Raw genomic sequence first — 24125 nt, forward strand, 5'->3', positions numbered from 1 at the left:
AAGCTCATATGGCCCAGGAAAGCACGGTTGCTCCAAAGGAGCGCATCAATATCCGATTCAAGCCCGCAACCGGCAACCTCAAGGAGGATGTCGAGTTGCCGCTCAAATTGCTGGTTATGGCCGACTTCACAGGGCGGGCCGATGACCGGCCGATTGAGCAGCGTCAGCTCGTCACTATCGACAAGGACAACTTCGGCGAGGTTGTCAAAAGCCAGGAACTGAGTCTGGATATTAGCGCTGAGAACAAGCTCGAGGAGTCGCCAGAGGCCGGCAAGTTGTCGGTGTCGCTGAAATTCGAGAGCCTGAAGGACTTCGAGCCTGAGCGCATCGCACAACAGGTCCCGGAACTGCGCATGTTGACCGAACTGCGCGCGGCCCTGGTTGCCCTGAAGAGCCCGCTCGGCAACGTGCCGGGTTTTCGCAAGGCCATCCAGAATTTACTCGAAGACCACGGCGCGCGGCCGCGGCTCCTGACCGAGCTCTCCAGTAAGCACGAGTGAGCGGTTCAACAAGCTGTCTTTAGGAGTGCGGGCACGATGACCGATACAAGCGCACAATCATCGGCCGAAGTCGTCGCGTCGGCCACTGACGTTTCGCTACTGGATCAGATTCTCGTCGAAACCAAGATTACCCCGCAAGATGAGGGTTACGACCTCGCTCGCCGTGGCGTCGCAGCTTTCGTTACCGAACTCATCAAGCCGAATAGAGCCAGTGAGCAGGTCAACAACGCACTGATCGATCGGATGATCGCGGAGATCGACCGCAAGATCTCGGCTCAGCTTGACGCCGTGCTGCATACGGACGAGTTCCAGCAGCTCGAGTCGGCCTGGCGGGGGCTGAAGTTCATGGTCGACCGCACCGATTTCCGTCAGAACATCAAGGTTGAAATTCTCAGCGTCAGCAAGGACGAACTGCTCACCGATTTCGAGGACAGCCCGGAGATCGTCAAGTCCGGCCTGTACAAACACGTCTACAGCGCAGAGTTCGGCCAGTTCGGCGGCCAGCCCATCGCGGCCATGATATCGGCCTACGAGTTTGGCAGTGGCAGCCAGGACGTGAAGCTCATGCGCTACATGAGTGCAACGGCCGCCATGGCACATGCGCCGGTCATTGCATCCGCCGAGCCGGATATGTTCGGCGTCGAACGCCATGAGGAGATCGCAAGTCTGAAGGATCTGCAATCGATCTTCGAGGGGCCAAAATACGTCAAGTGGAATTCATTTCGCGAGAGCGAGGACGCTCGCTATCTCGGCTTGACGTTACCGCGTTTCCTGCTGCGCTTGCCCTATGGGCCGGAAACGGTTCCGGTCAAGGCCTTCAATTATCAGGAGGCCTCCGATGGTGACACCAACAACTATTTGTGGGGCAATGCGGCTTTTGCTTTCGCGACGCGCCTAACCGAAAGCTTCGCAAAGTATCGCTGGTGTCCGAACATCATCGGCCCGCAATCGGGCGGGGCGGTCGAAAACCTCAATCTACACACCTATGAGGCGATGGGCCAGTTGCAGAGCAAGGTTCCGACGGAGGTTCTCATCTCCGACAGGCGCGAGTTCGAGCTTGCTGAACAGGGGTTCATCGCGCTGACCATGCGCAAGGGCTCTGACAATGCCGCTTTCTTCTCGGCAAACTCTGTTCAGAGGCCGAAATATTTCGGAAACACCCAGGATGGCAAGACGGCCGAACTCAACTACAAGCTCGGCACCCAGCTGCCTTACACGGCGCTGCCGGACTGGGCGCAAACGCTGGGCATGACGTTCTCGATCATGCTCTGGATGCCGTCCTGGGGCGGCATGATCAACGGCCTGATGACGCTGTCGGGAGCCTGGGACAAGCTGCGCACCGATCCGGTGCTCCGCATGATGGTGGTGTCGGTGGCGTTCTACGGCATGTCGACCTTCGAAGGGCCGATGATGTCGATCAAGGTGGTCAATTCGCTGAGCCACTACACCGACTGGACCATTGGCCATGTGCATTCCGGTGCGCTCGGTTGGGTTGGCTTCGTCTCGTTCGGCGCGCTCTACTGCCTGGTCCCCTGGCTATGGAATCGCCAGCTGTACAGCCTGAAGCTCGCCAACTGGCACTTCTGGATCTCGACCATCGGCATCGTGCTCTACATCTCCGCGATGTGGGTTTCGGGAATCCTGCAAGGTCTGATGTGGCGGGCCTACACCTCGCTCGGCTTCCTCGAATACTCCTTCATCGAGTCGGTCGAGGCGATGCATCCCTTCTACATCATCCGTGCAGCCGGCGGCGCCCTGTTTCTGATCGGCGCGCTGATCATGGCGGTCAATCTCTGGATGACTGTCAATGCCAGCAAAGCCAGCGAAACCGAGGGGGCCGGTGCCCTCCAGCCTGCCGAATAGGTCGCCCAATGTCTTTCTGGAATCGACACAAGATCTTTGAGAAGAACTCGATCATCCTGATCGCCGGCATTCTCGTCGTCATTGCCATCGGCGGACTGGTCGAGATCACGCCGCTGTTCTACCTGAAGAGCACGATCGAAGCGGTCGACGGCGTGCGGCCCTACACGCCGCTGGAGCTCGCCGGCCGCAACATCTATGTCCGCGAGGGCTGCTATCTCTGCCACTCGCAGATGATCCGGCCGCTGCGCGACGAGGTCGAGCGCTATGGGCACTATTCGCTCGCCGCGGAAAGCATGTACGACCATCCGTTCCAGTGGGGCTCCAAGCGCACTGGGCCGGATCTCGCGCGTGTCGGCGGCAAATATTCCGACGATTGGCACGTCACTCACCTGATCAATCCGCGGTCGATCGTCCCGCAATCAGTGATGCCGGGGTACCCGGCGCTCGCGAAGACCGAGATCGATCCAAGTGATATCGCGGCTCATCTGCGGACCAATCGCGCGGTCGGCGTGCCTTATACCGACGAGCAGATCGCCAACGCGGCCGCCGACCTGAAAGCGCAGACCGATCCCGACAGTGCGGGTTCAGACGCGTTCCAGAAGCGCTATCCGAAGGCCTTGGTTCGCAACTTCGACGGCAAGCCCGGCAAATCGACCGAACTCGACGCGCTGATCGCCTATTTGCAGATGCTCGGCACGCTCGTCGACTTCAAGCTCTACAACGAAAAAGCCAATCTGCGCTGAGGGCACCAGCATGAAAGCGATCATTCAAGTCGAGAATTTTGCGTCGAGCCTGGTCGGCACGCTCTGGACCCCCGTCTTTGTCGGAATCTTCATCGCCATCGTCGCCTACGCGCTTTGGCCCCGCAACAAATCTCTCTTCGATGCCGCAGCCCGGATGCCGCTGCGGGAGGACTGACCAATCATGAGCGAGCACAACGAGTTCGACCACGTTTCCGGCCGCAGCACGACCGGTCATGAGTGGGACGGCATCAAGGAGCTGAACACGCCGCTGCCGCGCTGGTGGGTCCTGACATTCTACGCGACGATCATCTGGGCGATCGGATACTGGGTCGTCTATCCGGCCTGGCCGCTGGTCTCGGGCTACACTACCGGCCTGTTCCACTATTCCACCCGCGCCAGTGTCGCGACCGACCTTACCGATTTGGAGAAGCTGCGTGGCGAGAAGATGGCAGTGCTCGGCAACGCCTCGCTTGCCAACATCGAGAAGGATCCGGCCTTGCTGGCGCTGGCTCGCGCGCGCGGCAAGACCGTGTTTGCCGACAATTGCGCGCCCTGTCACGGCAGCGGCGGCGCCGGCGCCAAGGGCTTTCCCAACCTGAACGACGATGACTGGCTGTGGGGCGGCTCGCTGGACCAGATCATGCAGACGATCCAATTCGGCGCGCGGTCGGGACACGCCAAGACGCATGAAGGGCAGATGCTGGCGTTCGGTCGCGACGGCATCCTGAAGAAGGACGAGATCGTGACTGTCGCCAACTATGTGCGCTCGCTGTCTGGCCTTTCCATCGCGCCGAAGTTCGACGCCACGGCAGGAAAAAAGCTCTTCACCGAGAACTGCACGAGCTGCCACGGCGACAACGGCAAGGGCAATCCGGAACTCGGTGCGCCGAACCTGACCGACCAGATCTGGCTCTATGGCTCCGACGAGGAGACGCTGGTCGAGACCATCACCAACGGCCGCGCCGGCGTGATGCCGGCCTGGGTCGGCCGTCTCGACCCGGTCACCGTCAAGGCGCTGGCAGTCTATGTGCACTCGTTGGGCGGCGGCAAATAGCTGCCGCCGCGAGGGCGTCCGGGATGATTGACCGAGGTCAAACCCGGACCTGGTGCGGGGATGTAGGTTTCACCGAAAGCCTCATTCGAGCAACCCATGAACAAGCCCGTGTCGCCCGATCAGTTCATAACCGACGAAGACGGGCCGCTCTACGCACCTCGCAAGAAGGTATACCCGCAGGGCGTCTCCGGCCGCTTCCGCTCGATCAAATGGCGACTAATGGCTGTCTGCCTCGGCGTCTACTATTTGCTGCCTTTCGTGCGCTGGAATCGCGGCCTCGGTGCGCCCGACCAGGCCGTGCTGATCGATTTTCCCAACCGGCGCTTCTACTTCTTCTTCATCGAGCTGTGGCCGCAGGAGATCTACTACTTCACCGGCCTTCTGGTGCTCGCAGCGCTCGCCCTGTTTCTGATGAACGCGCTGGGTGGCCGGATCTGGTGCGGCTATCTCTGTCCGCAGACGGTCTGGACCGATCTGTTCTATGCGGTCGAGCGTCTGGTCGAAGGCGACCGCCGCGCCCAGATCAAGGCCGATGCCGGCCCGATGACTGCAAAGCGCGCCGGTCGCCGCATGCTGAAGCATGCGATCTGGCTGATGATCGCCTGGTGGACTGGCGGCGCCTGGGTGCTTTATTTCGCCGATGCGCCGACCCTGGTTCGCGATCTGGCGACCTTTCAGGCCCCGGCGATCGCCTATGTCTGGATCGCGATCCTGACCGCGTCGACCTATCTGCTGGCCGGCTACATGCGCGAGCAGGTCTGCGTCTATATGTGCCCGTGGCCGCGGATCCAGGCCGCGCTGACCGATGAATGGGCGCTCAACGTCACCTACAAATACGATCGCGGCGAGCCGCGTTGCTCGGTGAAGAAGGCGTTCGACATCCGCGCGCTCGGCGAGAAGGCGGGCGATTGCATCGATTGCAACCAGTGCGTCGCCGCGTGTCCGACCGGCATCGACATCCGTGATGGCGCGCAGCTCGACTGCATCCAGTGTGGCCTGTGCATCGATGCCTGCGATGCCGTCATGACCAAGGTCAGCCGCAAGACCCGCCTGATTGGATACGACAACGACATCAATGTCCAGCGCCGCATCGCCGGCAAGGAAGAGATCTTCAAGCCGGTTCGGGCACGGACGGTGGTCTACGCCGGCCTGATCACGGTGGTCTGCGCGGTGATGCTCTACGCTTTGATGTCGCGGACCCTGCTCGACGTCAACGTGCTGCACGACCGCAACCCGATCGCGGTGCGGCTCAGCGACGGGGCGACCCACAACGGCTACACGTTGCGATTCCTCAACAAGCGCGGCTTCGATCGTGTGATCGCGATCGACGTCGATGGGCCAGCCGAAGCCAAGCTTCACGTCATCGGCGCGGATTCCGTGACGCCGGACCGGCCGATGATCGTCCTTGGCCGCGACACCACCACCGAACTGCGTGTGCTGGTGACCGCCCCGTTCGATGAAAGGGCGGAAAAGTCGGTGCCGGTTACATTCCGTATCACTGACATCGGGCTCGGCGAAGTCGCCTCGGCAACCGACCATTTCGTTCTTCCGTAACGGCGAGATTCCATCATGGCAGCCTCAAGTCCAGCCGCGCGGCCCATCACCGGACGTTTCGTCCTGATCACGACGATCGCGTTCTTCGCCGTGGTCATCGGCGTCAACGTGGTCATGATGCGGCTTGCCATCACGACGCTGCCGGGCACCGAGGTCGACAGTGCCTACAGCGCGAGCCTCGCCTATCAGCGCGAGATCGTGGCCGCGCGGCAGCAGAACGAGCGTGACTGGCAGGTCCAGGCGCACATTGATCGGCGACCCAATGGCACTGCCGCGATCGCGCTCGAGGCGCGCGACCATGCCGGCACGCCCCTGACGGGGATGAGTTTCGTCGCCCGGCTCGAGCGACCGATCGATCGCCGGGCCGATCGGGCGATCGAGGTCACTGAGGCCGGTCTCGGAAGCTATCGCGGTCGTGCCGAGGGAGTTGCCGCAGGGCAGTGGGACCTTGTGATCGAGGGCGATGCTGACGGTCGCCGTATGTTCCTGTCGAAGAACCGCATTGTCCTGAACTGAAGGCGCGCCGCATGCACGCGGATATCGATTTCTCGCATTATTTGAAGAACACCGGAGCCGGGCTCGTCCATCTCGATCTCGCGGTCGAGGGCATCAACTGCGCAGGCTGCATGGCCAAGATCGAGCGCAACCTCTCGAACATTCCCGACGTCACCTCAGCCCGCGTCAACCTCACCGACAGCCGTCTGGCGCTGGAATGGAAGGCAGGCACCCTCGAACCGGCGCTGTTCGTGAGCCGGCTCGCTGAACTCGGCTACAAGGCCTATCCGTTCGAGCGGGATGATGCCGAAACGCTGGAAGCGCAGCGAGCCCAGGGGCTGTTACGCCGGCTGGGCGTTGCCGCCTTTGCTGCCATGAACGTGATGATGCTGTCGATCCCGGTGTGGTCCGGCAACGTTTCGGACATGTTGCCGGAGCAGCGCGACTTCTTCCACTGGCTGTCGGCGCTGATCGTGCTGCCGGCTGCGGCCTATTCGGCTCAGCCTTTCTTCTCGTCGGCGCTGTCAGCGCTGCGAGCGCGCGGTGTCAATATGGACGTGCCGATCAGTATCGGCATCGTGCTGGCCTTGGCGACCTCGGTGATCGAGACGATTAATCACGCCGAACACGCCTATTTCGATGCGGCGATCATGCTGATCGCATTCCTGCTCGCCGGCCGTTACCTCGACCAGAACATGCGGCGGCGCACCCGCGCCTTTGCCGGCAACCTCGCGGCCCTGAAGGCGGAGACCGCGACGAAATTCATCAGTCCAACCGAGATCCGCACCGTCCCGGCAGCCGCGATCCGGCCGGGCGACATCGTGCTGCTGCGGCCCGGCGAGCGATGCGCGGTCGATGGCAATGTGATCGAGGGGCGCTCCGAGGTCGATCAGAGCCTGATCACGGGCGAAACCTTGCCGGCAATGGTCACGCCCGGCAGCGCCGTGTTCGCCGGCACGCTGGTTCGGTCCGGCACGTTGCGTGTTCGGGCGTCTGCGGCCTCGGGCGGTACGTTGCTCGACGAGATTTCGCGGCTGCTCGATCACGCACTGCAGGCGCGCTCGCGCTATTTGCGGCTCGCCGAGCGGGCATCAAGGCTCTATGCCCCAGTCGTACACGCGACCGCATTGCTCACGATGCTGGGCTGGCTGGCCTATGGCGCGAGTTTTCATGACTCGATCGTGACGGCGATCGCGGTCCTGATCATCACCTGTCCCTGCGCGCTGGGTCTGGCCATTCCAGCCGTGCAGACTGTGGCGTCCGGCGCACTGTTTGGTTCGGGCGTGCTGCTCAATGCCGGCGACGCGATCGAGCGCGTCGCGGAGATCGATCGGGTGATCTTGGACAAGACGGGCACGTTGACGCTGCCTGAGCTCGATGTCGCGAACCTCGCAGAGATCCCGGACGATGTTGTTAGGCTCGCGGGCCGGTTGGCTCTCTCGAGCCGGCACCCCGTGGCTGCCGCAGTGGCGCGCTATGCGGGAGCGGCCTCACCACTCCCCGACATCCAGGAGGAGCCGGGCCAAGGCGTCCATGGTCTTCACGAGGGCCGTCCGATACGTCTGGGCCGCCCGTCATTCTGCGGCGCGGACGACCTCGCCAACGAGATTCTGTGCCGCGATCCGGAAGCCTCGGTCGTCGCGTTCAGCCATGGCGACAGCCGATATGCCTTCGCGGTTCGGCAAAGGCTGCGGCCGGATGCGGCCGAGGTGGTGGCCGGGTTGGCGCGCATGGGTGTCGCCGTCGAGATCGTGTCCGGGGATCGCGAGCCAGCGGTTCGGCTCGCGGCCGAGCAGCTTGGGGTGCATGAATGGCGAGCCGGGGTCTCGCCGGTCGACAAGATTGCCCGGCTCGAGGAATTGGCGCGTCAAGGCTGCAAGGTGCTGATGGTCGGCGACGGCTTGAACGATGCTCCGGCATTGGCCGCGGCGCACGCCTCGATGTCGCCCGTTACGGCAACGCATCTGAGCCGGGCGGTCGCCGATGCCGTTTTCCTCGGCGAGCGCCTCGCGCCGGTGCTGGCGGAGGTCAAGGTGTCCCGCAGGGCGCTGCGGCTCATGAGGCAGAATCTCTGGCTGGCCGTGATCTACAACGTGCTGGCCGTGCCGATCGCGATCGCCGGCCTGGTCACGCCGCTGATCGCCGCGGCGGCCATGTCGGGTTCGTCGATCATCGTGATGCTCAACGCATTGAGGGCGCGAGCGCGGGAGGCGGTCTGATGGAAGTTTTGATCATCCTGGTACCGCTTGCTCTCTCGCTCGGCTTTGTCGGCCTTCTCGGCTTCCTCTGGTCGTTGAAGAGCGGACAATATGACGATCTCGATGGTGCAGCCTGGCGCGCCATCGCGGACGACGAGCCGGTCAGCGATCACCGCGGATCCAAATAGTGAAAATACACCAATGAGGCCGCGGATGCGATGGTCAGCGCCGTGCAGACGACTGCCAGAATCAATGTCCAGTCGGTTCGCCTGCCGGATCGTGCGGCACGCGGCCGCAAGATCAGGACAGAAACCAGCCTGCTGATGGAGGCGAGCCGTGCCATGGTCAGCAACAGCTCATCGGCGGCACATCGGGCTGCCAGTAGCGCCAGTGTGTCGGCGCCGTCGCCACCGGTTGCATCGTGCCCAAATCGAACCAGCCCTCCGCGCGTCGGACGCAGGGGAAGCCCAGCGGATGTTGTTCGTCGTCGATCACGGCCAGCTCGATCGCACAGTCGAACGGAGCTGACGCGACGTCCCGCCATCCCAACAGGATTAGCCGGCGAAACCACGAGGTGAATGCTCGACGCATGCGGTTCGGATTGCTTGATAAGCGACGGCCCGATCGTCGCACATAGGGAGGTCGACATTGTTGATGTAGCTCAACCTTGCACCACTTGGATGCCATCGCCTGTAGCCGAAACAATAGGTTCCGACGTACATGAATGAAACCGCTTAACTCGGCGCACGATCAAACGGGCCTAGATTGGGTAGGGGCCGGTCCGCCTACCGCCCCGTCGGCGGTGTGCCGCTATGATCTTCGCGAGACTTCTCGCCGTGATGTGCCGTGTCGAGGCTGAGGTGATGCTGCCTCCACACCCAAAGATCGCGCTCACGTGTTCCGGCATCCAGGACAATCTCGCCGGCAAGATGAAGGAACTCGCCACCCGGTCTGGACTTTCGGCAATGTTAGGGCGTCAGCAAGCTGTCAGCCCCCCTCATATGACAGGCGAATCTAGAAATATGCGTGCGAGAGGTCTCGAAAGGATTGAAACGCACGTAGCGTCAGGTTGTAGGCTCTTGAGCCGGCGGCTAACGAGCAACAAAAGAGTGCGAATGTCCCAAGTCTTAGGCTCAGTAGGATGAGTGGCCTCGTTGGGGAATACTGTGGAGTCGTTGATCGACTTCGTATCCACACGCGATGGCCCGCTGGAGACCGTTGGCGACCTTCATCCGGCAGAGCAGGACAGACCAGATTTAAGCAGATTGGCTGATCGCTTTCGCTTGGGACGAGAGGTGACGCCGCCGCTAACCTTTGCGTCCGTCATGATCTCCGTGGAGCGGACCGTCTAAGGATCTCAATGTCAAGTGTTAGGAACCCGCCGCGCGGCCATGCGCCAGACCCGCGGCTGAATGTAACTACAGGGTATGAGGGTGACCAACCCGCACTCCTTGCCAGCGTCTGGTCTAATTTCGTTGACTTATCGGCAGTTCCTGATCAGGGAGGAGACTTTGGAATGGAAGCCATTCTCTCGTCATTTGTCCTCCCGATACACCAGAGTGTGACTTACGAACTCGACGGCGACCTGAACCATATTGCTGACGTCTACAGCGGAGAGGCTGAAGATTTCACCTGTACGCGGATTATCAATCCGACGACCAGCGCGCTGGAAAGAAGGTACCTGACCTTACGCGGGCTTGACCCAGTATGAAGTTCGTCCTGGCCCAAGACAGCACCAGAACATGAAGTGCAGCCGCTTTTCGCAAGAGCAGATCCACGAGATTTTGGGGGAGCACGAGGCCGGCGCTTCGGTCGCTGATCTGTGCCGCAAGCACGGCGTAAGCGATGCCTGCATTTACAAATGGAAGGCGAAGTTCGGTGGGATGGAGATGTTAGAAGCCAAGCAGTTGCAGAGGCTGGAGGATGAGAACACGCGGTTGAGGCGGCTGCTGGCCGACGCCATGCTGGAGTATGCGGCGCTGAAGGACCTGTTAGAAAAGAAATGGTGACTGTGGCGAAAGCGGACCGGCTCGACGGCGTTCGCGGCCGCATTCGTGGCGCAATGGTGGTTGTTGCCAGGGCGGACTTTGACCATTTCCCTTCCGTCAGTATTTGATTAGTTGGCGCGTAACCCAAGTAAGTGCCCCTGCGTGACCGCTGCTTCGTTAGGACGTTCAACCCCGCGGCTCGATCGGCTCGTAAGTCGACCGGAAAGTGCACCCATATGGTAATCACGTATGCTCGGGCAAACCTTCGTATAGTATCCGCAAGCCTTTCTATATTGGTCGCTTATCTTCGTACAAATTGAGTCGCCCCTCAACTTCACGTGTGATCTGGAGCGCCGACCGCAGCGTCGAAAGTTTCAGTGAGCAAGTCGATCGAATTTCATTGTGCGGCCGCAAGGTGGGTGAAGCGCTTTTCACGTGACTATGGCGGGAGCAACGGCGCTGCCGCATTTCTTCGAGTGACGTCCCTTGGGGCGTTGATCACTCGTGCAGACAAAGGGGCCTTTTATCATGAGTAGGGATCTTAGCCATTCGCCTGCGGTCGGCTTTCTTCTTGGCCTCCCTCGGTCGGGCACGACGCTGCTGGCGCATCTGCTCCAGCGACATCCAGATATTATGTCCCCGCCTGAGCCTTGGCTGATGCTGGCACTTGAGGCATTTGGCACGGTGGACCATCGTCACCCTGCGGGAAGCTCACTGGTCGGGGCCGGTACTTCGGAATTCCTGGACCGGATAGATCGCGCTGTCGTTAGCCGAGCTCTCGCCGATGCGGCTTATGGCCAATATTTGGCGGTTGCGGGCAAGCGCATCTTTATAGACAAGACTCCGCGCTACTGGATGGTGCTCGATTTCTTGGACTCGCTTTACCCGGAAGCTCCACGAATCCTCATAATACGTAATCCATACGCGATTGCTACGTCACTGAAATCGACGTGGGATATTCCGCTCCTATCTGCAGGTTGCCCGTCTGCCATCGCATCTTGTCTTACCGATCTCGCGCGGGGCTTGCCTACGCCTGCTGTCATATCCTGTCTGGCTGATCTCGTTCTGGGCCTGCCGACGCTCGCCGCGCTGCGTGGCCGTCGCCAGACGCAAGTTGTGCAGTACGAACACCTGGTGGCGCGCCCCGACGAGGAAATCCGGCGTGTTATCGCAGGACTAGGCTATGATCCTGCGGACGTTGCATCGGCCAAGGTGGAGCAAGCCGACGTTTTCCAGCCAAGTACTTTTGGAGATCGAAAGATCCTGGAGAGAAAGGCGATCGATGACCGCTCAGTCCAGGCCTGGCGAACCGCATTGAGCACCGAAGAGATGCAGGTGGTAACCGATCTGATCGGCACCGAGCTCTTGATCGAGCTCGGCTATGAGCAGGACCTTCGGTACGCACAGCAAGCCGGGACTGCCGATCGGGGCCCGGCAGTAACCAAAGCGTATCGTCAACTGTTTCGAACCTGCTGGGATTTGCGCGGCGGTACGGGAGGCGCGTCGTTCGGCGTCTCCACTCACGCTCGTGAGCTGAGTGGCGGAGTAGGGCAAGCTGGAGAGAGCTCCTCAGTTTCCGAGGCCCAACGACTGGCTGAGAAGACGGAAGAGCATTTGCGGTTGATGAACTCCATGGCGGCGCAGTTGGAGCACGCGTTGAGGGCTGCGAAAGGCGGTCACGATTCGTGACTTGGACACTAATCGCGAGACGACCGTCTCAACGTTGCTGGTGACGTTGCGGCGGCTTGAGCTGACATCGGTCGAGCTGGCGCGATGCTGCCACGCCGAAGAATGTCGCAATTGGCGTGCGGCTCGAGTCTTCATCCGCACCCGAACGTCTGTAGCGAGCCGGGCCTCTTTTTCACTTCTTACGGTTAGCTGTGCCGATGCTGCTTGTTTCCGACGCTATGGCCGCAAAGGCAGGCGCTTCACCACAAGCATCCGACTGTCGCGGGCACGTGTCGCACTTGTTAGATGAAATCTCGGTTCGAGATCTTTGAGGCCGGAAGCGTTCAATGATGAGGTCGCTCGCCGCGCCAATCAAATAACACAACTGCATAGCAGTGGAACTTAAGACGAAGGTCAGAATTGCGCGCGTCAGACCGTCCCTGTGCCCGACAAAATAGGCTGCCGGGATCAAAATCAGGATTGCAGGGAAGCATACATAGACTTTGAAATAGCGTCCCAGCAGTAATCCGCAGGTACCGCTCGCCAAAATGAGCGCCAACATCGCGCCTCCTAGTGATGCTCGGTGTACACCAGAGAATTCTTTTCGAAGCCTGAGTGAAGGGCGATCGTCATCCGGATATTCCTGAGTTGTCTAAGCTGACGTTTGCTATCCGCTATTCGCCAAAACTGGTAAAATCGATTGTCTTGATAGAACATATTCTTGATCTGGATGAGTCCTGATCATTCTTTGCATGTCGATGATTGGAATGGTTATGCTCGCTCAACGCCTTGATGAACGATGCAATCTCATCGCAGCAGAACGCGGCACCGACCTGAATTTGCCAAGGTGCCGCACTTGCGCCCGAGCAACTAGCCAATGAAACGCGCCAACAAGAGGTGCTGAGTCTGGTTGGCACGATCGGCATGCCTGGGCCTTGCACGCCTGCGCTCGTCGCGAACTCTCAGCCGGTAGTCATTCATCGCCAAGCGTCTGGCACTCGATAGGTCTAGAAGGCGCCATGAGTGCGAAATGACGGGACTAGGCGCGCCATACACTGGAGATGCTGAGCCGCCGTTCAGGATCTACCAAAGAGCAGAATGAAATTGCTGGCCGGAACATCCAATTGCCGCTTGAGCGCTAGCCCATGCGTCCGGGTCTCCCTTTCAATATCCCGCACGTCTTTGAGACCCCATTCGGGCACGCCGGCCGCTCGGATCTCTCTGTCGAATGCCTCGTTCGACGGCGTGGTGTATTTCCCGTCAAGCTTAAATGGACCATAGATTGCGATGAAGCCGGATGGTTTCAGGAGTTCTGCGCCAAGCGCAGCAATGCCCTCGGCGATCGAGAGGGAGGCAACATGGAAGATGTTGATGACGAAGATGACGTCGTAGAACCGCTCATCGGCATTCGGCCAGGTTGACGAGACCGTGAGATCGATCAGAGCGGGATCAGCAATGTTATTGCCTTTGAGGCGCTTCGCTTTGATGGTCTCGAAAACGCCTTGATCGTAATCGGAAGGCTGAAACCGAACGTTCGGAAAATGCGGCGCGAGGTAGTTGATATGTAATCCTGCACCCGTCGCTACTTCGAGCGCGTCACCCTTCGTAGGAAAGAGCTCTTCGAACGAGTGCAGGATCGCGTCCTTATTGCGGTTGCCCGCCCAGGCGGCATAAGGGCTGAGCGGATACGGATCGATATGTGGTTTGTTGTCGGACAATCGCGTACTCCGTTCTTCTATTGCGAAAGACATGGCTCGGGCTCGTCTTTCAGGGCAAGTTGGAGCGCGTGCCTGGCTCGGCCTGCCCGCCACGGCCGGCCTGAAGGGATCTATGGATCCTTATCGGCGTCGGCGAGCGAAAGCGTGTCGCAATGGAGAATCATCCTGATGGACGAACCCTCCCGGTGGTCGACGTTCACACGCCGGCTGATGCACCGGATCCTGCTTGAGCTTGGACAGACCAAACTCCCTCTCCGAGAAGGGTTCCTGCGCCGCCAAGCTCCGCAGGCACGGCGGAATTTAGTCCGTTCCAAGCTGGCTAGCCCAAGGCGGCTGACGGGGCGGCGGCGATTAAGGTAGAAACTTGCTTCGCCGTGCGGACCGCTCGATCTGCGGATTCAGAAAGCAGCGAATGTGCGCCAAGGTAGAATCTGCACGAGTGAACTTTCCATGGATTCGAGTGGGGCTAGGTGGCCTCCATGAGAGGCTGCTTGGTGACCTTGAGGCGCGTCACACTGGTCCGGCCGTCGACGCTGACGGGCACATCACCGTCGATCGTAGCGCGACGCATGACGCGATGCTGGTCGCCGTAATCATTGACCGCATAATGCTGTGTCGCGCGGTTGTCCCAGATCGCGACATCACCCGCCTTCCAGTTCCAGCGCACGGTGTTTTCGGGTGCCGTGATATGGGACTGGAATAGATCGAACAGTTGCTGGCCGTCACGCTTAGGGATGTCAACGAAGCGCTGCACCACATCGCCGAGCACCAGCGCGCGCTCGCCGGTCTCGGGATGGACGCGCACGACGGGATGCTCGGTCTCAAAGATGGTTCTGGTAAAGACCTCATCAAAATGCTTCTTGTCGATTTCGCGGACACGAGCCGTTCCGGCATAATCGAAAGCGTTGGTGTGGATTGCCCAGAGTTCATCGGCAAGCCGTTGCAGCGGCAGCGGCAGATCCATGTAAGCAGCCGCGGTGTTCGACCAAACCGTATCGCCGCCAAAAGGTGGGATCACAATGGCTCGCAGTACCGAAATTTTGGGATAGGCCGCGGTGAACGTCCCATCGGCGTGCCACACATCAGCCCGGCTACCTCCGCGGGCTGAATCGAGCTCGATGATTGACGTCGTTCCCTCTGTGGTACCGAGCGTCGGATGCGGTACAAGCTTTCCCAAGCGAATAGCAAAGCGTTCCTGCTCCGCGTCGTCGAGATGATCCTGATCGCGGAAGAAGATCGCCTTGTGGACCAGTAGCAAGCTGTTGATTGCAGCAATCGTGTGGCTCGGCAAATCACCCGAGAGCTTGATATTGCTGATTTCAGAACCGATGCGCGCGGCGCGTTTGACGACGTCGCTACACGGAATGATACTATCGATTAGAGCTGCTTCGCTCATGGTGGCACTTCTAAGCTTCGGGTTTCTCAGTCGAACAACGTTATTCAGCTGACGCGAATAGGTGAGCGCCAGATTGAAATTGCCGAAAACTGCCGCACGCGGCTCGTTGGTGGTGCTTCGCGCGAGGCATGAGTCCCCGCGCACGAATCGCGCTGAACATTGATCGTTTCGTGCTGCATGCTCTCAGCCCAAAATTGCTGTTGCTAACGCGAAAGCAATGACCATGCCAGTGCTGCTAGGCACGCCCAGCGTTTGACTGTGCTTCAAAAAATCTCGCGCCTTTTGTGTGCTGTGTCTTAAACCTGACAGGACATTTATGCCGATGTCAGTACATTCGATCAGTCGCATCGACGCCGGGATGGAACGGCATGGATATTCCACCAGCTTGTGCAGCCAATAGGCGTCGGCCGGCCGGCTGGTTCGACCGGCGCGGGAACCTTCAAGCGCGCACTCGGCGATCGCTAGACCTTTACTGAAACGAAGATTAGCTCCTGCTTCGCTCGATCTCGGAGAAGAACGCGTTGCACTTTGCCCGAGGCGGTCATCGGGAGGGGATCGACTGGTACGACATAGTGCGGAATCTTGAAGCTGGCGATCTTGCTCTTGCAGCGGGCTTTCACGTCCTCGACCGAACATTCCATGCTCGGCTTGAGCACGACATGGGCGCAGGGCACCTCGATCAAACGGGGGCGGGGACGCCGACCACCGCGACCTGTCCGATCGACGGTACTAGGGCCAGAAACTCCGTCTCGAGCGCGGCGGGTGAGACGTTCTCACCCTCGACCTTGAGCATCTCCTTGTACCGGCCGAGAAACTGGAGGAAGCCATCCGGCCGGCGGAAGCCGCGGTCTCCGGTGAGCAGCCAACCATCGTCGATCGCCGCGGCGGTAGCCTTCGGATCACGGAAGTAACCGCGCATGACGGTGTAGCCGCGGACGGCGATTTCGCGTTCGACGCCGTCAGCCTGCTCCTTGCGGCCAACGGGATCCAGGATCTTAAATTCGAGCCCCGGCAGCGGGCGGCCTGATGTGGTGCAGCGCTGCTCCTCCGTATCTCGACGTCAATGCCATTGGTTTCTCATTCTTCGGGCTTATTCTCATGACAACCGCTGCGATGATTTGTTATGCGCCTTGAGTAACTTGATTAAGAAGCGTGGCTCGGGGGGCCCAGCGAATACCTATGGGTGCAGTCAGTCTGGTGTTTGTTGCTCGTGGATCGATCGGTGAACATAGGGTCGCATAACACCCAGTCCTCTGCGACGATCAACTGCATCAGGTTAATGCAGTTGACCTCGACGGCGTTACAGACGTCGGAACCTTGCCGATGCTGCCGATGCCGGTCTCCTCGGTAACCATCGTGTAGACTTGCACCTTGGCAAACGCGACGACGAACGGGTTGGCTTTTTTGCCCCCCGATATCAGGCCTTTGTAGGTGTTGACGATGTGGTTGACCTGCTGCGGCACCGCTGCACCACTTCGTCAGGCGTAATGAACATGGTCTCACGCGGGTTAGCCAACCGTGAAGCTTCTCGGAACGTTGCTTGTTGCATTCCCGAAGGACCAGTGTCCTGGAGGATAGGGCAGCAACGTCGTCGGCACAGCTATCACGCCGGCGGCATGAGCGGTCATATTCTCGGCCGCGGCCTTCTTTTAAGAGTGCATAGTAGGACTCGTCGCTCGCCGAGCGCGTCGGATCCGTACCGCAAAAATGAATTGGCGCACGACGCAAAGCCGCTAGCAATCGCGGCGACAGGGCTCCGGAAAACAACGTATGGGTCAAGGATCGAACTATGCTGCGTCGGTGATTTGCTTGACCGAGATGATCTCTCTGGCAGACGCTTTTCGAGGCCGGCAAACGACCATTTCCGCAACTCGCATGCGATCTGGTGGAGATGCAGGCCCTCCCCCGGTGGGGTGAGCTCTCCACCACTATGGCAATTGCGCTTATGTGCTCTTGGAGGCGTCTCGAAATACGTCGAGAACTGCCTGAGAGTTCAGCTTGATAACCATTAAGTAGGCACGCTCGCTCCCTAGGGGGCGCGAATGACCTTGCTCCCAGTCTTTGATTTGACTGGACGTAAATCCAAATTTTGCGGCAAATTCCTCCTGTGAAAGACCAAGCCTCGACCGGATCGATTGAACGTCGATCTCCGGCGGAACGTTAATGCGCGCCGGCGTCCTCTCTCCCTTTGCAATTGCGACTGCCTCCCGGGCGGCATCAAGAAGCCTCCTGCCTGCCTTCGTCATGACGGTGCTATCCTGCTTGCTATGTTCTCAACAACGCAGCCGAATCCCTTGTGGACGCCCGATACTCGTCCACCAACGAAGCGAGTACCTCCCTCAACTCGTTCCGTTCTGTTTTGGTTGGATTGACAACATCGCCTTCCGCGAACAAATCCAGTAGGAAGATCGGAATGTCTTCTGCAGCGTAATATCTTATGACGCGCCAGATGGCGCGCTTACTCTTTTTTCTTCCATCAAACGCAACTTTGCGGGCGCCGCCGGTGCCCAGCATGATTTCTCCGGCTGTCGGATTGCTTGAGATGTAGCTGGAGATCTTCAGTCTCTCCGCCTCAGATAGACCTGCGGCGATTGCCGATCTCTGATAGGCATCGGTTTCGATTACGGCACGCATAGGCCACCGCTACACGAAGTGCGGACCGATCTTCGCGTCGTTGTCGATTGTGATCTCATCGTTGTAACCAAGTGCACGCGACTCAAGGCCGAGCGCTTCCGGATATCAGACCTGGGAAGGTCGATCGAAAATGCCGCGCTCGGTGTCGGATGCTTGTTGTCGCCAGATATCGGGACTCGGTATCGGCAGTTGTTTGGAAAAATTGCCGAGATCTCATTTCTGAGACCTCGGCAGTCAGGGAGGAACGCCCCAACAGGGGTGGTAGCCATTTTGCTGAGGCCTTGCTCAGCTCCGCTGGCGACGGCGGATTTCGATCCAAACGAGTTTGGATTGATAAAAAGAGTCCGATGGTCCGGCTGCCACATAGGACATAGGCGAAGCTCCGGATGTCTCCCTAATGGAGGGCATTCGCTATGCCGGCTTATCCTTTTTCAGTACGAGGTTGTCGTACTCGCGGCTGTCGACCAGAGCCTCGACCACAACGGGGCCATCTGCAGCAAATGCCGCACGCAATTGCTCACGAAGTTCGACGGCATCGCGGGCCACGAGGACAGGAACACCGAATATGTTGGGCCCGCCGATCGTGCCTGTCTCGCGCACCGGTGTGCCATAAATTGGATTGCCCTTCTTTTCCTGCTTGATGCGGATCAGGGCGAGATCGTTGTCAGTGAGCACTACAACGACGATCTTCAATTTGTAACGAACTGCCGTGGCCAGTTCGCCGGCCGTCATCAGGAAGCCACCGTCCCCGACAACCGCACACACGTCCTTGTCAGGACAACTAAGCTTGGCGGCGATGGCGGCGGGAATACCGAAGCCCATGGTTGACCAACCGTTGGTCATTATCTGCAGACCAGGGGCGGGCGTTGGCCAAAGCTGGCCGATCAGATGTGTGTGGGCACCAACGTCGCAGGTCATGATGCCAGTGCTCGGCAAAACTTCACGGAGAACCTGCAGTGCGCCCTTCGGTCCAAATGAACGATCGAGCGGTTGCAGCTTGGCGAACATGGCGGCCCGGCGCATGGCCATGGCGTCCATATCCCAGTCGGTCTTCTTTGGCGGAACCTCGAGCAGCCGTTTCAGGGAGGAGCGAATGTCGCCTACAGCTTCAGCACCGACTTTGTAGATATTGCGGTCGATATCGGCAGGCTCGACGTCCAAGTTGACGAGAGTGGCGTTCCGCGAGAGCCAGGATTCGTAGTTAAATTCAACAGGGTCGTACCCGACGGCGATCACGAGGTCGGCCTCCTGATGGGTGATGCCAACCATGTCGCTCAGCGCATGGAAGAGTACGCCAGTATAGGACGCATCGTCCTCTGGCAGCATTCCCTTGGCCATGGGCGTGAGCACCACGGGCAGCCCATGCTTGTGTGCGAACTCGGTAATCTCGGTCCGCACACCGGCATGGACGGCGCCGAGGCCGATCGCAAGAAGCGGCCTCTTTGCTTGATTGAACTGCTGCACCACCTGGTCGAGAACTTGTGGTCTTGCGGCTTCCTTTGCTAGTGGTCGCTTGAATGCGATGTTTTCGGCGCTAGCCTGCTCCGCAGAAAGACCGACTGGAAGGCCTACGTGCACCGGCCCAGGGCGACCGCTGAGCGCGACGGTCGCTGCGTCGAATAGGATCGACTTGACCGAGTCAGCGCGCAGACGGGTGGTCTTCTTCGTCAATGGGGCAAAAAGCGCCTGATGATCGATGCCCATTTGCGTGGTGCGGCCGCGCATCGATTCCGGCATTTCGTCGGTAAGCGCGATCATCGGGGAGCGGTCCAGCAGAGCCTCGCCGACGCCTGTCGACAGGTTGGTGGCGCCCGGGCCAAACGTTCCGAAGCAGACCCCGGGCACATTGCTAAGCCGGCCGCAAACGTCGGCCATCATCGCGGCTCCGCCCTCGTGGGTCGCGAGAATAAACTCCATACCGTCGGCCTTGCGCAGCGCCTCCATGTAGTCGATCCATCCGCCGCTCGGCACGCCAAAGACGTATTTGACACCAATCTCCTGTAGGGCGTTGACGACGATCGTCGCGACCTTGGTGTCTTGCATACCGGTTTCATCTTTCTTGGACATCGATCTAGACCGCCGTGCACACGTATTTGAGGGTTGTGAATTCATCCAGGCCATAGCGCGAGCCTTCGCGCCCTATGCCAGACTGTTTGATGCCGCCGAAGGGGATTGGCGCTCCAGTGAGCTTCACCGTGTTTACAGCCACCATTCCGTATTCCAGCGCATCGCTGACGCGATGTGATCGCGACAGGTCGCTGGTGAAAACGTAGGCGACGAGGCCGTATTCGGTGTTGTTGGCCGCGGCCAGAACCTCTGCTTCCTCGTCGAAAGCCGTGATCGCGGCCACCGGTCCGAATGTTTCCTCGTGCATGATCTTCATCTCGGATGTGACGTCAGCCAGGACGGTCGGCTCATAGAATAGTTCGCCCTGCGGCAAGCGCCGTCCTCCTGTCAGAAGACGGGCTCCCTTGCCGACCGCGTCGGCGACATGCGCTTCGGATTTGGCTAGGGTCTGCCGATTGATCAGCGGTCCCATATCGGTCGCCTGATCGAACCCGTCGCCGACGCGAATGGACTTGGCCGCCCGCACAAAGGCATCCAGAAAACCCTGATAGATGCTACGATGGACAAAGATGCGGTTGGCTGCCAGGCAGTCTTGCCCACCGGTCTGATACTTTGCCTCGGCCGCAGCTTTGGCGGCACTCTCCACGTCGACATCCGAGAACACGATGAACGGTGCATGGCCGCCGAGTTCGAGGGAGAGACGCTTGATGGACGGCGCGCATTGCGCCATCAGCAACCGTCCCACCTCGGTCGATCCAGTAAAGGAAATGCCGCGTACTCCGTCATTGCGACAGAGCTCGCCGCCGAGCACGGCCGGATTGCCGGTCAGGACCGAGAAGATGCCGGGCGGGAGTCCGGCCTTCTCTCCCAGTGCGGCAAGCGCGAGAGCCGAAAACGGCGTCAGTACGGATGGAACGGCGACAGCGGAGCATCCAGCCGCAAGCGCCGCAGCGGCCTTACGTGCCAGCATCGCGGAGGGGAAGTTCCAAGGTGTAATCAGGCCTACCACACCCAACGCTTCTCGCTGCACGAACAGCCGACGGGCGCTGAGATGGCTGGGGATGACCTCACCATAGAGACGGCTCGCTTCCTCAGCAAACCACCTAATAAAGCTCGCGCCATATTCGATCTCTCCGATCGCATCGGCCAGCGGCTTGCCCTGTTCCTTGGTCATGAGCGCCGCAAGTTGGCGGCGGTGGCGCATCAACAGATCGTGCCAGCGCATCAGGACATCGCCGCGTTGCCGCGGGAGCAGACCCTGCCAAGCCGGCTGGGCCGCTCGCGCGGCGATAATGGCATCCCGCGCTTCCTCGATGCCTAGGCAAGGGACCGAACCTATGACCTCGCCGGTAGAGGGATTTTGTATGTCGATGCGCTCATTTGGCCGCGAGCCCAGCCAATTGCCGGCGCAATAAGCTTGCTCATAGCGCAGCTCAGTCCAGTCATCAGGTGCGAGGGTTGTTTCGAGGGGCTGTGTCATGCCATTGCGCATATTTCTGACAGCCAACGGCCGCAAGCGACTTTTTGTGCCGAAACGCATGAGTGAATCGCACGGGAAGCTCCGGCTTTGCGAAACGCTGGCTTGCGACAAGGCAGAACATTTAATCATGCCTTCCCAACTTTTTGGGAGGCGTGAGCCGCGCCTATCGTAGACGTTTATTCACTATCCACGCTCATTTTGGTGTGACGAAAATTTGCTCCCTCTATTTGGCTTGATCGCAACCAATCCAATTGTCCTCGCCTTAGCCGGGCTCACCAACCCAAAGAGATATCTGAGATGTTCGCCAAGATCTCTATCCGCGCCAAGATCATCAGCGTAGTAGCGTTTCTGCTGGTCGCAATGACCGGCATGGGCCTGGTTGCCGTTTGGAAGATGCACGCGATGAATGCTAATACCGCCGACATCAGCGACAACTGGTTGCCCAGCGTCCGGATGCTCGGCGATCTCCGGGCGAGCGTCATCACCTATCGTAACGGAATTCGTCAACACTTGTTGGCCGAGACTCTCCAGGACAAACTTGCTGTTGAGAAGGCTGTCGCCGCGGTCGCGGAGGCACAGCTCATCGCGCGCAAGAATTATGAACCGATGCTTGCCTCTCCGGAGGCCTGGGCGCGGTACAACGAATGGGTCAGGATCTGGGACGAGTACAAGAAGGGCACCGAAGAGGTAATGGCCCTGTCGCGCAAAGAAGCCGGCAGGATCCCGCATGAAGCGCAAGAGCTGAATGTCAATACAGTCAACAGGATCGGTTTGCGGTCGGATGAAGTCCTGACCAAGCATATCGAGCTCACCACAAAGGGAGGTGATGAAGCTGCCAGACACGCCGCCGACAGTTATTCCCACGCTTTCATGCTGGTGTTGATCATTCTCTGCGCGGCCATCGCGATCGGTGGCGCCGTCAGCTTCGGTCTAGTCCGCGCAGTTTCCAGCGGCATCAATTCAATCATCGAGCCGATGCAGGCTTTGGGCAAAGGCGACTTGTCTGCTGAGATTCCGCACCGTGGAGAAAAGACCGAAATAGGCGCCATGGCCGACGTGCTCCAGGTCTTCAAGGAGGCTCTGATTGCCAAGAAACTGGCTGACGAAGCCGCCGCCCGCGACGCCGCGGCTAGAATCGAGCGTGGCCGCCGCATCGACAATATCGCCGGCAAATTCGAATCCATGATCGGCGAGATCGTCCAGACTGTGTCGTCGGCCTCGACCGAACTCGAAGCATCTGCCTCGATCCTGACCTTGACCGCGGACCGTTCGGAACGAATCGCGACCACCGTCGCCACTGCCTCGGAAGAAGCTTTTACCAACGTTCAGTCGATGGCGTCTGCGACCGAGGAGATGGCCTCGTCGATCGGCGAAATCAGCCGGCAGGTGCAGGAATCCGCCCGGATGGCCGGCGATGCCGTCGGGCAGGCGCGTGCCACAACGGATCGGGTCGGCGAACTCTCCAAGGCGGCGACCCGCATCGGGGACGTGGTCGAACTGATCAACAGCATCGCCGGCCAGACTAACCTTTTGGCGCTGAACGCGACCATCGAGGCGGCACGCGCCGGCGACGCCGGCCGCGGCTTCGCTGTGGTCGCATCTGAGGTGAAGGCGCTTGCCGAGCAGACCGCGAAGGCGACCGGCGAAATCGGCGAGCAGATCGCCGGCATTCAGCAGTCGACCGGTGACTCGGTACGCGCGATCAATGAGATCTCCGCGACGATCAAGCGGTTGTCCGAGGTCTCATCAGCGATCGCGGCTGCCGTGGAAGAGCAGGGTGCGGTAACCCAGGAAATTGCCCGCAATGTGCAACGGGCGGCATTAGGCACCCAGGAGGTCTCGTCGAGCATCAGCGACGTGCGGCGCAGCGCGGCCGAGACGGGCACTGCCTCATCGCAGGTGCAGTCGGCGGCGCAGTTGCTGTCGAAAGATTCGAGCCGGCTGAAGGCCGAGGTCAACGAGTTTCTCACCAACGTCCGCACGGCCTAGCTGGGATCAGCGGAAAGCTCGCGTTGGCGAAGCTATGGCAATCAGACCGTCCGGTGCGGGAGATCAGGCCTATAGTTCTGCCAAGAACCGGTCTGAAGTCTTGCGGCGGAAGCAAGTAGTTTAGGAGTTTTCCTCAACTTGAGCGCTGGTGGACGAATTGGCGCTCTTGCGCGGCCCGGGCGGGAGAGCGGCGTCGAGCGCACCTGGCTTGTGCTCGGCAAGGCTGTTTCGCGAAAGGCTGTTTCGCGATTGTGCAATGTCAGTACCGCGCATGTTGGGGCCGTCGGTTGACGCGCTCAGATGTTCGTGCGGACGCTGCAACAGATCGATCAGTGCCTTCTGCTCACACACCGACAGGGATGAGAGGAGACGCCGTGCGCGTTCATGCGCGGAGACAATCACCTTGTGATAGGCAAGACGGCCCTTGGCCGTCAGCGAGGGCCTGTGCCTGCGCCCGTCGTTCGGGTCCGCGCTGATCGCGATCAGCCTGCGCCTCTCCATCGCCCCGATCGTCCGGCCCATGGCCCCCTTGTTGACGCCTATGACGTGGCAAATCCGCGAGGCTGGAATGCCAGGCTCGATCGCGAGCAATGCGATGATGCGCCATTCTATGGCGGTGACACCAAACTCTCGCTGATAGACTGCGGTCGTGGTCCTGTGCAGTTTGTTGGCGATGAAGGTAACCAGGGCCGAGACATAGCAATCGAGGTCGAGGGTCGTTGTGCCCTTGGGTAGGACTGCAGGCTTCAACCGGCTCTTGGTGGCGGGGGACAACGGG

Annotated in this window: 22 protein-coding genes and 3 pseudogenes; 13 read left to right on the top strand and 12 right to left on the bottom strand. The window is 59.9% G+C overall.

What is annotated here, in order from left to right; genetic code table 11:
- Window positions 1-8: 8 nt before the first annotated feature.
- The 9 genes from tssB (at window position 9) to ccoS (ending at window position 8595) form a co-directional block, all read left to right on the top strand.
- Window positions 9-500 carry a type VI secretion system contractile sheath small subunit gene (gene tssB, locus BI327_RS35300; RefSeq protein ID WP_076865975.1) on the top strand — a complete coding sequence of 164 codons (492 nt, stop codon included), beginning with the start codon at window positions 9-11 and terminating at the stop codon, window positions 498-500.
- A gap of 36 nt (window positions 501-536) precedes the next feature.
- On the top strand, window positions 537-2363 hold the full coding sequence (gene tssC, locus BI327_RS41200; RefSeq protein ID WP_083742339.1) for a type VI secretion system contractile sheath large subunit: 1827 nt from the start codon (window positions 537-539) through the stop codon (window positions 2361-2363).
- Window positions 2364-2371: 8 nt separating this feature from the next.
- Window positions 2372-3106 (top strand): cytochrome-c oxidase, cbb3-type subunit II, encoded by a 735-nt coding sequence (gene ccoO / locus BI327_RS35315; protein ID WP_076865976.1) that lies wholly within the window; start codon window positions 2372-2374, stop codon window positions 3104-3106.
- 10 nt (window positions 3107-3116) lie between these two features.
- Complete coding sequence (locus BI327_RS35320; protein ID WP_076865977.1) at window positions 3117-3281, top strand: cbb3-type cytochrome c oxidase subunit 3; 165 nt, start codon at window positions 3117-3119, stop codon at window positions 3279-3281.
- 6 nt (window positions 3282-3287) lie between these two features.
- A complete protein-coding gene (gene ccoP, locus BI327_RS35325) occupies window positions 3288-4160 on the top strand; it encodes a cytochrome-c oxidase, cbb3-type subunit III (RefSeq protein ID WP_076865978.1) in 873 nt (290 codons plus the stop codon).
- 96 nt (window positions 4161-4256) lie between these two features.
- Window positions 4257-5714 carry a cytochrome c oxidase accessory protein CcoG gene (gene ccoG, locus BI327_RS35330; protein ID WP_076865979.1) on the top strand — a complete coding sequence of 486 codons (1458 nt, stop codon included), beginning with the start codon at window positions 4257-4259 and terminating at the stop codon, window positions 5712-5714.
- Between the two features lie 15 nt (window positions 5715-5729).
- Complete coding sequence (locus BI327_RS35335; protein ID WP_076865980.1) at window positions 5730-6230, top strand: FixH family protein; 501 nt, start codon at window positions 5730-5732, stop codon at window positions 6228-6230.
- Window positions 6231-6241: 11 nt separating this feature from the next.
- Window positions 6242-8428 (top strand): heavy metal translocating P-type ATPase, encoded by a 2187-nt coding sequence (locus BI327_RS35340; protein WP_076865981.1) that lies wholly within the window; start codon window positions 6242-6244, stop codon window positions 8426-8428.
- A complete protein-coding gene (gene ccoS / locus BI327_RS35345; RefSeq protein WP_076865982.1) occupies window positions 8428-8595 on the top strand; it encodes a cbb3-type cytochrome oxidase assembly protein CcoS in 168 nt (55 codons plus the stop codon). Before BI327_RS35340 ends, ccoS begins: the two co-directional genes overlap by 1 nt.
- A gap of 157 nt (window positions 8596-8752) precedes the next feature.
- Here the strand turns inward: ccoS and BI327_RS43375 are convergent, their stop codons facing one another.
- Window positions 8753-8902 (bottom strand): hypothetical protein, encoded by a 150-nt coding sequence (locus BI327_RS43375; RefSeq protein WP_245335026.1) that lies wholly within the window; start codon window positions 8900-8902, stop codon window positions 8753-8755.
- 1021 nt (window positions 8903-9923) lie between these two features.
- On the opposite strand from BI327_RS43375, the gene BI327_RS35355 reads away from it, so the two are divergent.
- From BI327_RS35355 to noeE, 3 genes and pseudogenes are all read left to right on the top strand, one after another.
- Window positions 9924-10118 (top strand): hypothetical protein, encoded by a 195-nt coding sequence (locus BI327_RS35355; RefSeq protein WP_076865984.1) that lies wholly within the window; start codon window positions 9924-9926, stop codon window positions 10116-10118.
- A gap of 31 nt (window positions 10119-10149) precedes the next feature.
- Window positions 10150-10410, top strand: a pseudogene (locus BI327_RS35360) (transposase); the annotation flags it as partial.
- 513 nt (window positions 10411-10923) lie between these two features.
- Window positions 10924-12084 carry a nodulation protein NoeE gene (gene noeE, locus BI327_RS41410; protein WP_089025693.1) on the top strand — a complete coding sequence of 387 codons (1161 nt, stop codon included), beginning with the start codon at window positions 10924-10926 and terminating at the stop codon, window positions 12082-12084.
- 172 nt (window positions 12085-12256) lie between these two features.
- Here the strand turns inward: noeE and BI327_RS42060 are convergent, their stop codons facing one another.
- The 10 genes and pseudogenes from BI327_RS42060 to BI327_RS35410 form a co-directional block, all read right to left on the bottom strand.
- Window positions 12257-12625, bottom strand: coding sequence for a hypothetical protein (locus BI327_RS42060; protein WP_143271751.1), 369 nt, complete (start codon window positions 12623-12625; stop codon window positions 12257-12259).
- A gap of 514 nt (window positions 12626-13139) precedes the next feature.
- Window positions 13140-13781, bottom strand: coding sequence for a DUF938 domain-containing protein (locus BI327_RS35370; RefSeq protein ID WP_245335027.1), 642 nt, complete (start codon window positions 13779-13781; stop codon window positions 13140-13142).
- A 466-nt stretch (window positions 13782-14247) separates the two neighbouring features.
- Window positions 14248-15177 (bottom strand): TauD/TfdA dioxygenase family protein, encoded by a 930-nt coding sequence (locus BI327_RS35375; protein WP_076865987.1) that lies wholly within the window; start codon window positions 15175-15177, stop codon window positions 14248-14250.
- A gap of 461 nt (window positions 15178-15638) precedes the next feature.
- A complete protein-coding gene (locus BI327_RS43815) occupies window positions 15639-15818 on the bottom strand; it encodes an AMP-binding enzyme (protein WP_394329908.1) in 180 nt (59 codons plus the stop codon).
- Window positions 15819-15856: 38 nt separating this feature from the next.
- A pseudogene (locus BI327_RS35385) lies at window positions 15857-16213 on the bottom strand (AMP-binding protein); the annotation flags it as partial.
- 235 nt (window positions 16214-16448) lie between these two features.
- Complete coding sequence (locus BI327_RS35390; protein WP_076865990.1) at window positions 16449-16640, bottom strand: hypothetical protein; 192 nt, start codon at window positions 16638-16640, stop codon at window positions 16449-16451.
- 480 nt (window positions 16641-17120) lie between these two features.
- Complete coding sequence (locus tag BI327_RS35395) at window positions 17121-17423, bottom strand: helix-turn-helix domain-containing protein (RefSeq protein ID WP_076865991.1); 303 nt, start codon at window positions 17421-17423, stop codon at window positions 17121-17123.
- A 19-nt stretch (window positions 17424-17442) separates the two neighbouring features.
- Window positions 17443-17811 (bottom strand): hypothetical protein, encoded by a 369-nt coding sequence (locus BI327_RS35400; protein WP_076865992.1) that lies wholly within the window; start codon window positions 17809-17811, stop codon window positions 17443-17445.
- A 411-nt stretch (window positions 17812-18222) separates the two neighbouring features.
- On the bottom strand, window positions 18223-19878 hold the full coding sequence (locus tag BI327_RS35405) for a thiamine pyrophosphate-binding protein (protein WP_210191243.1): 1656 nt from the start codon (window positions 19876-19878) through the stop codon (window positions 18223-18225).
- Between the two features lie 4 nt (window positions 19879-19882).
- The gene (locus BI327_RS35410; RefSeq protein WP_245335028.1) at window positions 19883-21418 is read right to left on the bottom strand and encodes an NAD-dependent succinate-semialdehyde dehydrogenase; all 1536 of its coding nucleotides are present in this window, start codon (window positions 21416-21418) and stop codon (window positions 19883-19885) included.
- Window positions 21419-21655: 237 nt separating this feature from the next.
- Between BI327_RS35410 and BI327_RS35415 the strand changes: the two genes are divergently transcribed.
- A complete protein-coding gene (locus tag BI327_RS35415) occupies window positions 21656-23347 on the top strand; it encodes a methyl-accepting chemotaxis protein (protein WP_076865993.1) in 1692 nt (563 codons plus the stop codon).
- Between the two features lie 285 nt (window positions 23348-23632).
- Here the strand turns inward: BI327_RS35415 and BI327_RS35420 are convergent.
- Window positions 23633-24121, bottom strand: a pseudogene (locus BI327_RS35420) (MarR family winged helix-turn-helix transcriptional regulator); the annotation flags it as partial.
- Between the last annotated feature and the right edge of the window lie 4 nt (window positions 24122-24125).

Origin of the sequence: Bradyrhizobium mercantei, assembly GCF_001982635.1 — a bacterium.
GTDB lineage: Bacteria > Pseudomonadota > Alphaproteobacteria > Rhizobiales > Xanthobacteraceae > Bradyrhizobium > Bradyrhizobium mercantei.